The sequence below is a fragment of the Shouchella clausii genome (assembly GCF_002250115.1).
Taxonomy (GTDB): Bacteria; Bacillota; Bacilli; order Bacillales; family Bacillaceae_D; genus Shouchella; species Shouchella clausii.
Window position 1 is genome coordinate 1298915 of the sequence record NZ_CP019985.1, and the last position, 16100, is coordinate 1315014.

A 16100-nucleotide genomic window follows, 5' to 3' on the forward strand; every position below is an offset into this window, starting at 1 on the left:
AACTTAGCCCTCCTGTATGGTGAAAAGCAGCCGTTCCATCACTAGTTGGATGGAAACGTTGGCGCTAAGATGCCTTTTCGCTTCAAGCACATGGCTCATCGCTGCGCGAATGGTGTGCTGTGATGTAGAAAGCGCCAGCTCATCAAATTTGCTTTTGTTGTCAGCATAGACAAGCTTATCCTGCTTTCCAGCCTGTATATATAAAAGGTCTCTTAACCAAAGTAACATCATTTCAAGCCCCATTTCTTGTTGCAACCGCTCCTTCATAAGCGGAATCCACTTATCAGCAAGTGTGATTGCAGCAAGGTCTGGCCTTGTAAAAAGCTCATGCATCAATTGTAACACTACGGTTCTTGCTTGAAAAGACCAGTCTCCCTCGGCTAGTGCCTTCGCGTAAGCTTTGTTTCCCGTTAAAGCAGCTAAAAACAATGCCTGATTTTCTTCGATTCCCTCGGCAACAAGTTTGCTTGCTATTTGCGTTTGCGAAGGCGGCAAGAACCGCATTTGTTGGGCACGGGAGCGAATCGTCGGCAAGATGCTTGCACCGTTTTGCGTCAAAAGGATCGCCAATGTTTGGCCTTGTGGCTCTTCCAGAAACTTCAATAAACTATTTGCAGCGCTGGCGGTCATTTTGTCCACGTGGGAGATAATATACACTTTTGCAGCAGACTCCATGCCCCTGTACGTAAATTCTTTTTGTAAGTATTCGATCTGTTCTTTTTTAATCGATTGTCCGTCCGGTCCGACTTGGTGGACGTCAGGGTGGTTGCCATGTTCAATCCGCAAACAGTCACTGCATGCATGGCACGGCTCTGCCCCGTTGTGTTCTTTGCAGAAAAAACGTTTCGCCATCAGCAAAGCCACTTCATGTTTGCCGCTTCCCGCTTCCCCTTCAAACAAGTAGGCATGGGCCAAGCGGTTTTTTTCAATGCTCGCAACAAGCATAGGCACAACCTGCGGCTGTGCCTCTTGCCAGTCTTTCCATGTATCCACGTGTCTCACCTGCTCCTAAAATTGTTCAAATTGGTCTACAGGAAGAACAAAGACGGTAGCGCCCCCGACTTGTACTTCAACTGGGTAAGGAACATAGGAATCGGCATTTCCGCCCATTGGCGAAATCGGTGCCACCACCTGCTCGCGGCTACGGCAATTTTTTTGGATAATCGCCATGACATCTTCTACTTTATCGTCATCAACGCCGATCAGAAACGTGGTGTTTCCTGCCTTAAGGAATCCACCTGTGCTAGAAAGTTTCGTTGCGCGAAAATCGGCTTTTACAAGCCCGTCAGACAAACGCGTGCTGTCTTTATCCTGAACTACGGCAATAATAAGTTTCATCTATCGCACCCCACTTTATGTTTAGTCTTTAGTAGACAAAAGCACTCGGTTGATTTCTTCCATTGTATCATGAAACACTTCTGCAAAAGAACGGTTGGCATCAATCGCCTTTATTCGCTCCGGTTCCGCCTTTAGCAGTTTTTTGTAACCTTCCTGGACACGCTTATGGAAGGCAAGCGTCTCTTGGTCCAAGCGATTCCAACTGCGGACAGCGTCCTGTTGCACCCTTTCCAGCCCGATTTCCGGCTCTACGTCAAAATACAACGTTAAATCCGGCATATAAGTCTCGATCGCAAAGCCATTAATGGCTCTGACTTCTTCCATTCCTATTCCTCTTGCATGGCCTTGGTAAACAAGGCTTGAATCTATATAACGATCACATAAGACAAGGGCTCCCTCCGCAAGTGCGGGAACAATTTTTTTGATCAAATGCTCTCTTCTCGCGGCAGCGTAAAGCAATGCTTCCGTGCGGTTATCCATTTCAACGCCTTGCGTATGCAACAATAAGTCGCGAATTTGTTCAGCCAGCTCGACGCCGCCTGGTTCTCTCGTGCGGATCACCTCGTAGCCTTGAGTGGCAAGTTGCTCTTGCACAAGATTAATGATCGTCGTTTTACCGGCGCCTTCTCCGCCTTCAACTGTAATAAACAGCCCTTTTTTCATGTCTAATCCTCCGGCATTTGTACACGTAATCCATGTTCTGGGTCCAGCCCTTGAAAACGGACGCTTGCTTCAAGCAGTCGCTCAATCTGCTCGGCATGGGCAGGAGTCACCTTTTCTCCTCGATATAATAAAGGAACTCCAGGAGGGTACGGGACAAGTGGCTCAGCTGCAACTCTGCCAACCGCTTCACTCAGCGGAACCGTTTCTGAGCTAAAGTCGGGCCGTTTCATGTCTATCAATTCGGAAATGGCCGGCCCTGCTCCTGCCTGGAACAGACCCGTTTTTCTATGCTTTTCTGGCTGCCAACAACGTGTCGAAAGCCGCGAATTGAACAGGCTAGCATCGAAGTCCTGCCCAACCCCTAGTACGAGAAGAATAGCGTTTGGATCAGCCATCTCCGCCCAAATCCCTGCCTTTGCCAACTCTTGAAGCAGCCATGTACCAGAACGTGAATCATTTGTTTTTATTGTAACCTTTAACGGGTCATTTTGGTAGCACTCGCCTGCATTTTCGACAACTTCCAGCATAGGATGGCTGCCTATCGTCTCTTGCAAACGGTGGCTGGTGCGACATGCTTTAGCAAATGCTGCTTCCCCTTCGCTTTCGATATAGGCACGTGCCCCATCTAATGAAGCAAGAAGCAAGTACGACGGACTGCTTGACTGCACCAACGTTAACGCCCGTTTGACTGGCTCCCTAATAGCCGCAGTCGTCTCTTTTGCAAAATGCAGCCAAGCCCCCATTGTTAAAGCAGGCAGCATTTTATGGGCCGATTGCACGACAACATCCGCTCCAATGTCAAGTGCTTGTTTAGGACAGCGCCCTTCACGTTCCCCTAGTTTAAAATGCGCTCCATGTGCTTCATCGACAAGCACGAGCAAACCTGCCTCCTTTGCCTGCGCAAAAATAGCTGCTTGATTGCGAACCGTGCCCCAATAATCGGGATAAGTAGCAATGAGTGCTTTTGCATCAGGGTATCGCCTTAGCGCTGCTTCAAGAACATCAGCAGTCAACCCTAGCGGCCGCCCTGTCTTTTTATCATATTCAGGCGCAAGAAAAACGGCTTTTGCTCTTGCCAACTCGAGCGCATGCAAAACCGACTTGTGGCAGTTCCGTTGAACAAAGACAACGTCCCCTTCTTTGCATAATCCGTAAATCATCGCTAAATTTCCACTAGTAGAACCGCCAACCAAGTAAGTTGTTTCGCCTGCACCGTAAAAGGCCGCGCAAAGGGCTTGCGATTCCGCAATTGGACCAGTAGGGTCATGAAGGTCATCCAACCCTTCTAGCTCCGTAACATCATAGGCAAGCACATGTTGAAAAGACGCCAAGCTTTCAGGCCAGACGGCGCCATTTTTATGGCCTGGCACATGAAAAGACAAAGGCTGTTTGTCGCTATGCCGTTGCAATGCAGCGATAATCGGTGTTCGTGCTTTCATTTAAGATCCCCTTCTATGCCTCGATCATTTCTTTTGCATTTGCTAAATAACTATTTTTCAAACCTGTTCGCTAACATAAAGGAATGAAAAAAGCCAGTTACGGATAAAATCAACTGGCCTTCTAACCATTCTATTATAGCGAATGGCGTATTTTTCAATTCCACAATCTTTTTAACGCATCTACACATTTTTGATAAGCGTCTTCGCCAGGTTCCAATCGCATGATCTCTTGCTCACAGTCTTGGCACAAAAATAACGATCCTAATGACAAACCCGCTTCTTTCATAAATTGGCAGACGCCACAGCTACGCTTCCCTTTAATATAAACGGTTTTCGTTGTTGTTGCCACCTTTATGCCACCTCCACTATAAGTGTCGCCATAAAGAGTGCCTTTATACATATAGACGTTTATCCATCTTATGAAAAACAACTCGAATTGGTGTTTGGCCATTATTAAACATGGTCTGCGACAACCGAAAAATCGATGACTTCATAGGTTTTAATGAACGACTGCAATTTCGCGGAAAGGTCCTCCTGAATCGTATCGAAATAAGGCTTGCCGTTAACCAAAGGCGCTTTGGCATATAATTTTCTTACGCTGATCGGGATGCCTGATCCGCTCGCCCCTTCACGCACAAGTAGTTTGTGCGGTTCTTCAAGCAACGTCCGTATCCACATCCTTGCCCGTAACGATGGCGATGTTTTCAAGACGGACAGGACGTCCCAATCTGTTAGCTCAACAAACACATCGCGGTCATCGCCGACTTCCGCCCAGTCACAAAGGATCGCTTCGGCAAGGACTGCATCAGCTGCAAGCAGCGTTGGCGAGCACATCCATTCATGGGCACGGACAACTAATTCCATCAACTGTGCTGCTGTTTCTTCTCCACACGCTACTCCAGATTCCGTACACTCCATCTGTTTAACAAGTTCCCACGGGTGGACACGATTCGTGCCAGCCATGTACGTATCCCTTAAAAAGCTGTCCAAGTGGTCCAACCCCATTATCGTATTTGTGCCTGTTAGCGGCCCAGGATGATCGAGATACGCGATGACTTTATCGAAATCGATATTTGCTTCTGTTAACATAGCAGTAATAGAAGGCGAGTGAATACGCTTCGCCGTCAACTCATGATGATCAAAACCAAGGGCTTTCTCGACGCTATGGGAAAAAGGCAAATGCCCAATATCATGCAGTATCGCTGCAACCCGCAGTTCGTTATTGGCTGGTTGAAAATGGGCTGCTAATTTCCAAACGCCCACCGTATGTTCAAAACGTGAATGCACGACTGGAGAAACCAATGAACCTGCTCCGTAATGGGACAACAACTTTAACCGTCTTACCGCTTTTAATTGGAATAATTTCTCTTCATGAGGCAATCGAGCTATTTCTGGGTAAAGCGGTTCGGCAAATTCCTTCATTTTGCGCCTCCCTTTTTCTACGTATTTTTAGTATACCATTCATTGTTTGCCTATATAGGAATGGCGGCTTCTAGTACCGTGGTGGGCCTTGTTATTTTAATTCTGGCAGTACGAACTGTCTGTGGAACGGGCAAAGAATTGAGAAGCCCGCTGCTTTCCATTAGACTATGCCTCTTCTTAACCGTTCGGTGAATAAAAAATGGTTATGAAAATGCGAACGCATATAAACAGCAAAAAACCGGCGTAATGACCGGGGCTCGTGGCATGTATGATGGGCGCAAAGATAAAAATAAGGAGAAAAGCGTAGACGATCGCTTCTCTCCTTTCACGATTTAACTGTTTAATCCATATTGACCCAGACACTTTTTACTTCTGTATAATTGTCTAATGCATAGCTTCCCATTTCTCGGCCAATCCCCGATTGTTTGTAACCACCAAACGGGCTGGCTGCATCAAATACATTGTAGCAATTCACCCAAATCGTCCCCGCTTTGATTCGGTGGGCAATGTAATGGGCTTTTTTAATATCTTGTGTCCAAACACCAGCAGCTAGCCCATAATCAGAATCATTCGCTTTACCAATTAGGTCATCGACGCTGTCAAACGGCATTGCAGCCACAACCGGCCCAAAAATTTCCTCCTTTGCAATGGTCATGGAATGATCTACATCCGCAAAAATGGTTGGGGAGACAAAATATCCTTGGTCATATGGAATAGTCCCGCCTGCTAATAGCTCTGCCCCCTCCTCAACGCCACGATCGATATAATTTTTCACGCGCTTTTGTTGCTGAGTCGAAATCAATGGCCCCATTGTCGTATGTTCTAACAGCCCATCCCCTTGGTTAATTTCCTTTGTTAACGACACTAGGTCAGCAACGACATGATCATATTGTTTCTTTTGGACATACAATCGACTCCCTGCGCAGCAGACCTGGCCTTGGTTAAACATAATTCCCATTAGTGATCCTGGAACAGCCTTCGAAAGATCGGCATCAGGTAAAATGATATTTGGAGACTTGCCACCAAGTTCAAGTGTCACCCTCTTCAATGATTCACTCGCTTGTTTCATAATTAATTTTCCAACATTTGTAGAGCCTGTAAAAGCGACTTTATCGACAGCTGGGTGATTGACAATTGCTGCTCCCGCCGAATGTCCGAATCCAGGGACAATGTTTACAACCCCTTTTGGAAATCCCGCTTCATTGATCAATTCCCCTAAATACAAGGCAGACAGCGGGGTCTGTTCAGCCGGTTTTAGTACAACCGTACAACCTGTAGCAAGGGCGGCACCAAGTTTCCACGCAGCCATCAATAACGGGAAGTTCCAAGGAATGATTTGACCAACGACGCCAATTGCTTCATGGCGCGTATAATTGAAATAATTCCCTTGTACTGGGATCGTTTGTCCTACTATTTTTGTTGCCCATCCGGCAAAATAACGAAAATGTTCAATCGCTAATGGAACATCCGCATTAGCCGTCTCGCGAATCGGCTTGCCGTTATCCAAAGTCTCTAGCTGAGCCAGCTCTTCCTTATGATCCTCTATTAAATCAGCTAATTTGTAGATAAGACGACTTCTTTCTGCCGCGCTCATTTTTGACCAATATCCTTCATCAAACGCCTTCCGTGCAGCTTTGACCGCAAAATCGATGTCCTCTTGTCCTGCTTCTGCCACAATGGCCAATGTGTCACCAGTTGCTGGATTCATCGTCTCAAACGTTTGGCCAGATACTGCATCAACCCATTCTCCATTGATCAGTAGTTTCTTTGAGCCGCCGTTCAAAAACGACACTAACCTAGGCTTTATGCTGTTTTCGCCTGTTGGCACTTTTGACATTGTTTTTACCCCCTATTAAGCGGTTTCATCAATTGTTAACACAACACGACCGTTAATTTTTCCGTTCTCCATTCTTTCAAACACTTCGTTAATTTTATCGAGTGGTTGTGTTTCGATGTTGGTTCGGACTTTCCCTTGGGCTGCAAATTCAATCGATTCTTGCAAGTCTTTGCGCGTCCCTACGATTGAGCCTTTCACGGTTACACCGTTTAGCACCGTATCGAAAATCGGAATCGGCAATTCATCGTTTGGAAGACCAACAACGACTAATGTCCCTCCTCTTTTAACAGATCCATAAGCTTGCTCAAATGCTTTTTTTGTGACTGCCACACTAATGGCTGCTTGAACTCCGCCCACTTTTTCTTTAATTTTTTGAACAGGGTCTACCTGAAGTCCATTGACTGTTAAATCAGCTCCAAGACTTTTCGCTAATTCGAGTTTGTCCTCCATAATATCTACAGCGACGACGTTATAACCCATTGCTTTTGCGTACTGCAAAGCAACGTGACCCAATCCACCGATTCCATAAATGGCAACCCAGTCACCGGCTTTGGCATCGGCTACTTTCAATGCTTTGTAAGTCGTCACCCCTGCGCAAAAAATAGGGGACACTTCAGCAAAATCAAGATTCTCAGGTATTTTCACTATATAATCGGCCGGCGCCTTACAATACTCTGCATATCCCCCATCCACTGAATAACCTGCATTTAATTGGTCAGGGCATAACGTCTCCCGGCCCGTTAAACAATACTCACACTCTCCACATGCAGAGTAAAGCCACGGAATGCCGACCCGATCCCCTACCTTTATCGAAGTGACCCCTTCTCCTATTTCCTCAACAATGCCTACCCCTTCATGACCAGGGATAAGAGGAAGCTTTGGCTTTACTGGCCAATCTCCATGAGCGGCATGCAAGTCTGTATGACAAACACCGCAAGCCTTAATTTTAACAAGCACCTCTCCATACTCTACGGTAGGTACCGGAACTTCCTTAATCTCTAACTGCTGATTGAACTGATCAACGACCGCCGCTTTCATCATTCTTCGTTCGCTTATTTTGCTCATGTAAAAACACTCCCCTCATTTTAGTTACCTTTAAACAAGCAAGAACCATGCCAGTATAAAAGCGCTTTCTTTTCTGCAAGTTTCTTCTCTCGGGGCCAAAAAATCGGCTATTTTTAGCCGCCTTGACGGACAAAACATGACAATTTTCCGTTAAACCCGTTCAATCGGGACTAGCCAAAAAAAGAACCCTTTTAAAAAAGAGCTCTTTGTCTGCTATTCCGTATTTCATTTTTCGTTTAAAAGATAGCGAAGCTTTCTCATCGAAATTTGTAGCCGTTTCGCCGCCTCTTTTCGGTTTCCATGGGTGGTTTCTAACGTTTGTAGAACAAGAGCTTTGCCGAGTTGTGACTCCAACTGTTTGAGCTGGGCAAGAACTTCTTCCAAATTTATCACTTCTTTTTGCAAATAAAAGCTTAAAGCTTCATCCCGCCACTTTTCGATATACTTGTCCATCCCCGCCTCCGGCGTTTCGGTACGATCGTTAGTAGCTCGCTTATTTGAAGTGACAGAACGTTGCTTTGTAAGCAGTAGATGATCAGCAGTGATGTTCACATGACCTGAATCGGCAAACGTAACAATTCTTGTAATGTAGTTTGATAACTCTCGGATGTTCCCTGGCCACTCGTAGCTTTGCAACATTTCTAAGGCCCCATCTGAAAAAGAAACATCCATACCAGGATATCGTTTCAAAAAGTGTTCAATTAATAGGGGAATATCCTCTTTTCTGTCTCTAAGCGGCGGAATTTCTAAATGAACCACGTTTAATCGATAAAATAAATCTTCTCTAAATTTTTTCTGCTGCACAGCTTCTTGAAGGTCTTCGTTCGTTGCAGCAAGCAAACGGGTGTTAGTACGCAGCGGTCGCTCTCCACCTACACGCATAAACTCGCGGGTTTCAAGCACACGCAAAAGCTTCACTTGAATCGAAGTTGATGCTTCCGCTATTTCATCCAGAAACAACGTTCCTTTGCTGGCAATTTCAAAAAGACCTTTTCGTTTTTGTGTAGCTCCCGTAAAAGCACCTTTTTCATGTCCAAAAAGTTCACTCTCCAATAAAGACTCAGACAGTGCGCCACAGTTCACTCCGATAAATGATTCATAGCACCGTTGACTCGCTTGGTGTATAAACCGTGCGAACACTTCCTTTCCCGTCCCTGTTTCTCCCCCGATTAACACATTCACATGTTTCCCAGCTACTTTATAAGCCGTTTGAATCACCTGTCTCATGGCCTCATTATGTCCCACAATCAGGCCAACATTTGTCGCCAGATCGAGAATCCGCTGCTCATTAGACGTCCCGTTGGCAACGAGCAAGTCGTCCACTTGTTTTTCTAACAAATCAATATCATCAAAAGGCTTTTCTATGTAATCACTCGCTCCTAGCTTCATTGCCTCGACAGCTGTTTTGATTGTACTGTACCCTGTCATAATGATGACTTTACATTGTGGTTGTCTCCTTTTAACATGCTTAAGTAATGCAAGTCCATTCGCATCAGGTAACTTTAGATCAATCATTGCCCCTTGGAACTGATGGTGGTCAAAATCAATCGCATCGAATTCCTTCTTACTGTTTACAACACGTACCTTGTACCCTTTTGATGTGAACAAGTGGGAAAGAAAGTTGCCTACCTCCACTTCGTCGTCAATAATTAATATGCTTGTCATATCGTTCCTCCAACCTTATTGCTAGCTGTTGGCAACTTTAATATAAACGTACTTCCTTTATTCCATTTGCTGTGAACTTCAATCGTTCCCCCATGCGATTTGGCAATACCAATACTTACAGACAGCCCTAGCCCCGTTCCTTCTTTTGACGATTTAGTTGTATGAAAAGGGTGAAAAATTTCTGAGAGGCGTTCTTCTTCAATTCCGATTCCGTTGTCAGTAACCGATAAATGGACTTCATGGAATTGAAACGACGTCTTGATGAGTATTTCCTTCTTTTCCCTCAATGTTTCTTCTAATGCAGCCTTAGCATTTAATAATAAGTTGATAATGATTTGTTCAATCTGCGCTTGGTTCCCTTCAATGAAAGGGATGTCTTTTTGTAATTCTGTTTTGATTATTACTTTTTCTTTTTCCAACTGATACTTTAACAGGTTTAATGTTTCATTCACAGCATCGTTGATGGAACAAGACTCAAACACAAAATCGTCCTGCCTCGAAAAAGTAAGCAAGCTATTAATAATTCGTTTGCAACGATCGCCACAATTTTTTATGTCGGTTAAAAGTGGAAACAACGAATCATGATTGTTCATATTTCTAAGGATAAGCTGTGAATTCCCTAAAATGGCCGTTAACGGGCTGTTCAATTCATGTGCCACTCCTGCTGCCATTTCACCGATAGCCGCTAGCTTGCCAGAATGGATGAGCTGTACTTCCATTTTTCGCTTTTCCGTCACATCTTTGATATAAGCAATCACCCCATACATCACCTGTTCGTTATTGAGAAGGGGGTACGTAGAAAGCTCACAAATGGTTTGATTGCGGAGATGGATTTCCTTATGGCCTGCTTTTTCGGAGTAGAACGTTTCCTTAACAAGTGGCTCACAGTGGGCAACCAAAGCAGAAATATGGGTTAATTCGTGGTTCTGAAGAAACTCATGAACCGCATCATTAAATTGAACCACGTTTCCTTCTTGACCGAAAACAACGATCATATCATCTACTGCTTTAAACGTATCTTCCCACTCTTGTTTCGATCGTAAAACTTGACCATATAATTCGACATTTTCGATACTAACGGCTAAATGATCTGTTAATTGCTCTAAAAACGCTAGGTCGTCAGAGCTCCAGTCTATTTCTTGTTTCCGACCGATACTCAATACGCCAATCCGTTTGTTTTTACTGTAAATGGGTATGACTAAAATGGATTTAAGCTCAAGTACAGCTAAATATGGTTTCTCGTAAAAAGCGTGATTCGTATCCGTTAAACTTTGGAGAACCGTTTGCCTTTTGTCTAATGCTGACCAATAGAGGGACTGGGCCTTTGGAATGGTTGAGCCAATTTCTAACGAATAGTGATCTTCAGGATAAACATGACTTAATCTTAACGTTTCATTTGTTAACATCAAAAAGCTCAGTCGATCAAAGTGAACAAGCAATTTTAGTTTATCAATCATATTAATTAAAATATCATCTAGTGACATATCGACCTTAATGCTTTTCATTACTTCATTTATGATCTCTAATTGAATGTTTTTTTTTTCAGCTGTTCAACTGTTTTCTTTAATTCTGTGTAGTATGTTTTTTTGGATGAATCAACACCTGTTAAACGAGCAATCATCGCTTGTTTATTATCCAACATTAGAAGTCACCACCTATAAAACATGATTTAATACTTGTTTCACTTGCTCAATATCCATGTCACGGGGATTCGTAATCATACACGCATCTTCTAACGCCACTTGGCTTATATGATCAATCATTTCTGTTAACCCGACTTGTTTAAACTTGGTTGGAATCCCAATATCAGAGGATAGTTCTTTAACGGATTGGATCGCAGCATTGCCTGCTTCCCGATCGGTCAATCCTCTTGTATCGATCCCTAAGCATGTCGCTATGTCTGAAAATCGTTTAGGTGCTGCGATAAAATTAAAATCCATCACATAGGGCAAAAGAATCGCATTGATCTCTCCATGCGGCAAAGGAAACTTCCCCCCTATTGCATGTGAGATCGCATGTGCCGCCCCTAGGATTGCATTTGAGAAAGCAAGCCCTGCCTGTAAACTAGCCATTGCCATCGCTTCCTTCGCTTCTTTATTTGTTTTCGAGGCAACAGAGGGGCGCAAATATTGAGCACACAAGGTGAGGGCATTTTTCGCTTGGACATCTGTAAGCGGAGTAGCCGCCACACTGACATAGGCTTCAACCGCATGCGTCAATACATCCATCCCCGTTGTAGCAGTGAGGCTGCTGTCTTTCGTGACGAGTGTAAAAGGGTCAATAATGGCGATATCAGGCACCAATGTTTTCGATATGATCGTCATTTTCTTTTTTCGAGTCGAATCCACAATGATGGAAAACTGCGACACCTCAGAGCCAGATCCTGCCGTTGTCATAATCATAATCATCGGGGGAAGGGGTTTTTTAATTTTATCAATCCCTTCATAATCACTAATCGCCCCTCCGTTCGTTGCGAGTATGGCAATCGCTTTCGCTACATCTAACACACTTCCTCCACCAATCCCAATAATCGCGTCACACTCATGTTGAACAAACACTCGGCACCCTTGCTCAACTTCGCGATCTTTCGGGTCTATCGTCACGTCGATAAACGTGGCAAAGGGCAAATGAGACTCTTTGCAAAGATCCATTACTTTTTCTAGCCAGCCGGCATTAGCTACACCATTATCACTAACAATCAATACTTTTCTCGCCCCAAGCCGCACGCAAGCGTCCCCCGCTTGCCTAATCGCGTCACTCCCAAAAATAATCTCTGGTGTTACAAATTTACTGATATTCATCCCAATCTCCTTATGGAAGTTGATTCTTATAAATTTATAGATGCCGTTCTTAAATTCCTGCTTGTTATTTTTCAAATGCCTAAGCGGATTCTCTCATGTGTCGCCAATTAAGCAGTCGCTCTTTTGCTTCCTGCCCATAACAAAAAAAGACACCTATTCAGGTGTCTTTAGTATTTGCCCGGCAACGTCCTGGCTCCGGGATCTTTTCCTACGGGGATGTTGGGCACGGAGCTTCTTCGATGATGTTTTTCATGTAGTCTTACGAAAATGATCCCTACGTCTCGCAGGAGGGCATGAGGCTTTTCCAGTGAAGCCTATTCACGTAGTTTTTTATATGAGCTTATCTCCATATACTCCTAATAAGCATTTAACTCTGCTTCTTCGAAGCAGCACTCTTTTGCTTCCTGCCCATAACAAAAAAGACACCTCTTCAGGTGTCTTTGCTTAGCCCGGCAACGTCCTACTCTTGCAGGAGGAAGCCTCCAACTACCATCGGCGCAAAAGAGCTTAACGGCCGTGTTCGGCATGGGAACGGGTGTGACCTCTTTGCCATTGTCACCGGACCTCGCTTGACTTCAGATAAGCGGCGAATCTCTTCGTCTTGTTCGTGATTCTTCTTCAGTCACGTACGTTTGTACGCTCCTTCAGTCGAACACTTCCAATCCTCGACCTTCTTGCTTCTCTTTGTCAATCGCTTTGCTTCAGATGCGGCGAATCGCTTCGTCTGCACTGAAGTGTATGGAAAGAATCAGTGATTCTTTCAAAACTAAATCCGAAATAGACTCAATTGTCAAGAATGTGTATAGGATAAGTCCTCGACCGATTAGTATCAGTCCGCTCCACGTGTCGCCACGCTTCCACTTCTGACCTATCAACCTCATCATCTCTAAGGGGTCTTACTGGCTTACGCCATGGGAAATCTCATCTTGAGGGGGGCTTCATGCTTAGATGCTTTCAGCACTTATCCCGTCCATACGTAGCTACCCAGCGATGCTCCTGGCGGAACAACTGGTACACCAGCGGTATGTCCATCCCGGTCCTCTCGTACTAAGGACAGCTCCTCTCAAATTTCCTACGCCCGCGACGGATAGGGACCGAACTGTCTCACGACGTTCTGAACCCAGCTCGCGTGCCGCTTTAATGGGCGAACAGCCCAACCCTTGGGACCTACTTCAGCCCCAGGATGCGACGAGCCGACATCGAGGTGCCAAACCTCCCCGTCGATGTGGACTCTTGGGGGAGATAAGCCTGTTATCCCCAGGGTAGCTTTTATCCGTTGAGCGACGGCCCTTCCATACGGCACCGCCGGATCACTAAGCCCGACTTTCGTCCCTGCTCGACTTGTAGGTCTCGCAGTCAAGCTCCCTTCTGCCTTTGCACTCTACGAATGATTTCCAACCATTCTGAGGGAACCTTTGGGCGCCTCCGTTACTGTTTAGGAGGCGACCGCCCCAGTCAAACTGCCCACCTGACAATGTCCCTGGCCCGGATCACGGGTCGAGGTTAGAATGCCAGCACCATCAGGGTAGTATCCCACCGACGCCTCCACCGAAGCTAGCGCTCCGGTTTCCAAGGCTCCTACCTATCCTGTACAGATGATACCAACACTCACTATCAAGCTACAGTAAAGCTCCATGGGGTCTTTCCGTCCTGTCGCGGGTAACCTGCATCTTCACAGGTACTATAATTTCACCGGGTCTCTCGTTGAGACAGTATCCAAGTCGTTGCACCATTCGTGCGGGTCGGAACTTACCCGACAAGGAATTTCGCTACCTTAGGACCGTTATAGTTACGGCCGCCGTTTACTGGGGCTTCAATTCAGAGCTTCTCACCATTTGGGATGACCCTTCCTCTTAACCTTCCAGCACCGGGCAGGTGTCAGCCCCTATACTTCGCCTTACGGCTTCGCAGAGACCTGTGTTTTTGCTAAACAGTCGCTTGGATCCTTTCACTGCGGCTCTCTCGGGCGGTTAACCCTACTAGAGCACCCCTTCTCCCGAAGTTACGGGGTCATTTTGCCGAGTTCCTTAACGAGAGTTCTCCCGAGCGTCTTAGAATTCTCTTCTCGCCTACCTGTGTCGGTTTGCGGTACGGGCACCTGTATTCTCACTAGAGGCTTTTCTCGGCAGCGGAGGATCAGGGATTTCGGACCCGAAGGTCCTTCACGGTCACAGCTCAGCCTTACGGAACACGGATTTGCCTATGTTCCAGCCTCGCATGCTTCGACGCGCACAGCCAGCGGCGCGCTCACCCTACCTTTCTGCGTCCCCCCATCGTTCAAACGAATACGAGGTGGTACAGGAATATCAACCTGTTGTCCATCGCCTACGCCTTTCGGCCTCGGCTTAGGTCCCGACTAACCCTGAGCGGACGAGCCTTCCTCAGGAAACCTTGGGCTTTCGACGGATAGGATTCTCACCTATCTTTTCGCTACTCATACCGGCATTCTCACTTCCAAGCACTCCACCAGTCCTCACGATCTGGCTTCGCTGTCCTTGGAACGCTCCCCTACCCAATCCCATACGGGATTGCCATAGCTTCGGTGATACGTTTAGCCCCGGTACATTTTCGGCGCAGAGTCACTCGACCAGTGAGCTATTACGCACTCTTTCAATGATGGCTGCTTCTAAGCCAACATCCTGGTTGTCTGGGCAACTCCACATCCTTTTCCACTTAACGTATACTTGGGGACCTTAGCTGATGGTCTGGGCTGTTTCCCTCTTGACTACGGATCTTAGCACTCGCAGTCTGACTCCCGAGTTAAAGTCATTGGCATTCGGAGTTTGACTGAATTCGGTAATCCTGTGGGGACCCCTCGTCCAATCAGTGCTCTACCTCCAAGACTCATCACTCGAGGCTAGCCCTAAAGCTATTTCGGGGAGAACCAGCTATTTCCGAGTTCGATTGGCATTTCACCCCTACCCACACCTCATCCCCGCAATTTTCAACTTGCGTGGGTTCGGGCCTCCAGTCGGTGTTACCCGACCTTCACCCTGGACATGGGTAGATCACCCGGTTTCGGGTCTACGGCATCGTACTAAAGGCGCCCTATTCAGACTCGCTTTCGCTGCGGCTCCGCTTCATCAGCTTAACCTTGCACGATACCGTAACTCGCCGGTTCATTCTACAAAAGGCACGCCATCACCCGTTAACGGGCTCTGACTAGTTGTAGGCACACGGTTTCAGGATCTCTTTCACTCCCCTTCCGGGGTGCTTTTCACCTTTCCCTCACGGTACTGGTTCACTATCGGTCACTAGGGAGTATTTAGCCTTGGGAGATGGTCCTCCCGGATTCCGACGGGGTTTCACGTGTCCCGCCGTACTCAGGATCCACTCTGGAGGAAACGAAGTTTCAGCTACAGGGCTGTTACCTTCTTCGGCCTGCCTTTCCAGACAGTTCACCTACTCCGTTTCTTGATCACTCCGTTGTTGAGTGTCCTACAACCCCAAGAGGCAAGCCTCTTGGTTTGGGCTGTTTCCGTTTCGCTCGCCGCTACTCAGGAAATCGCATTTGCTTTCTCTTCCTCCGGGTACTTAGATGTTTCAGTTCCCCGGGTCTGCCTCTCGACATCCTATGTGTTCAGATGCCAGTACCATCCCATTACGGATGGTGGGTTCCCCCATTCGGAAATCTCCGGATCGAAGCTTACTTACAGCTCCCCGAAGCCTATCGCGGTTCGTCGCGTCCTTCATCGGCTCCTAGTGCCAAGGCATTCACCGTGCGCCCTTTCTAACTTATCCTTTTTCACGTCAGATAACCGTCGCATCTCTTCGTCTGGTTCATGATTCTCAGTCGGTCACGTAGGCAACTACGCTCCCTCCTTCGAACATTTCCCATCCTCGACCTGCTTGGTTCTCTTTGTGAAATGA

General features: G+C 46.3%; 11 protein-coding genes and 2 rRNA genes. All 13 read right to left on the reverse strand.

The genetic code is table 11. From position 1 onward, the window contains the following. Positions 1 to 3: 3 nt before the first annotated feature. Entirely contained in the window at positions 4 to 993 is a 990-nt protein-coding gene (holB, locus tag BC8716_RS06295) for a DNA polymerase III subunit delta' (RefSeq protein ID WP_257392287.1), read from the reverse strand. A 15-nt stretch (positions 994 to 1008) separates the two neighbouring features. Next, a complete protein-coding gene (darA, locus tag BC8716_RS06300; protein ID WP_062751137.1) occupies positions 1009 to 1338 on the reverse strand; it encodes a cyclic di-AMP receptor DarA in 330 nt (109 codons plus the stop codon). A gap of 21 nt (positions 1339 to 1359) precedes the next feature. Then, positions 1360 to 2001 carry a dTMP kinase gene (gene tmk / locus BC8716_RS06305; protein ID WP_094424368.1) on the reverse strand — a complete coding sequence of 214 codons (642 nt, stop codon included), beginning with the start codon at positions 1999 to 2001 and terminating at the stop codon, positions 1360 to 1362. Between the two features lie 2 nt (positions 2002 to 2003). Beyond that, positions 2004 to 3440 (reverse strand): aminotransferase class I/II-fold pyridoxal phosphate-dependent enzyme, encoded by a 1437-nt coding sequence (locus BC8716_RS06310; protein WP_094424369.1) that lies wholly within the window; start codon positions 3438 to 3440, stop codon positions 2004 to 2006. Between the two features lie 154 nt (positions 3441 to 3594). Then, positions 3595 to 3789, reverse strand: a complete 195-nt coding sequence (locus BC8716_RS06315) for a sigma factor G inhibitor Gin (protein WP_157730363.1) — start codon at positions 3787 to 3789, stop codon at positions 3595 to 3597. Positions 3790 to 3893: 104 nt separating this feature from the next. Then, entirely contained in the window at positions 3894 to 4862 is a 969-nt protein-coding gene (locus BC8716_RS06320; protein WP_094424371.1) for an HD domain-containing protein, read from the reverse strand. A 340-nt stretch (positions 4863 to 5202) separates the two neighbouring features. After that, the gene (locus BC8716_RS06325) at positions 5203 to 6699 is read right to left on the reverse strand and encodes an aldehyde dehydrogenase family protein (RefSeq protein ID WP_094424372.1); all 1497 of its coding nucleotides are present in this window, start codon (positions 6697 to 6699) and stop codon (positions 5203 to 5205) included. A gap of 15 nt (positions 6700 to 6714) precedes the next feature. Then, positions 6715 to 7737 (reverse strand): alcohol dehydrogenase AdhP, encoded by a 1023-nt coding sequence (gene adhP / locus BC8716_RS06330; RefSeq protein ID WP_094429183.1) that lies wholly within the window; start codon positions 7735 to 7737, stop codon positions 6715 to 6717. 252 nt (positions 7738 to 7989) lie between these two features. After that, a complete protein-coding gene (locus BC8716_RS06335; RefSeq protein WP_094424373.1) occupies positions 7990 to 9429 on the reverse strand; it encodes a sigma-54-dependent transcriptional regulator in 1440 nt (479 codons plus the stop codon). Continuing rightward, positions 9426 to 10934, reverse strand: coding sequence for a sensor histidine kinase (locus tag BC8716_RS06340; protein ID WP_094424374.1), 1509 nt, complete (start codon positions 10932 to 10934; stop codon positions 9426 to 9428). Before BC8716_RS06340 ends, BC8716_RS06335 begins: the two co-directional genes overlap by 4 nt. Positions 10935 to 11084: 150 nt before the next feature. Next, a complete protein-coding gene (locus BC8716_RS06345) occupies positions 11085 to 12230 on the reverse strand; it encodes an iron-containing alcohol dehydrogenase (protein ID WP_094424375.1) in 1146 nt (381 codons plus the stop codon). Positions 12231 to 12677: 447 nt separating this feature from the next. After that, positions 12678 to 12793, reverse strand: a 5S ribosomal RNA gene (gene rrf / locus BC8716_RS06350). A 240-nt stretch (positions 12794 to 13033) separates the two neighbouring features. After that, positions 13034 to 15971, reverse strand: a 23S ribosomal RNA gene (locus BC8716_RS06355). Positions 15972 to 16100: the final 129 nt, after the last annotated feature.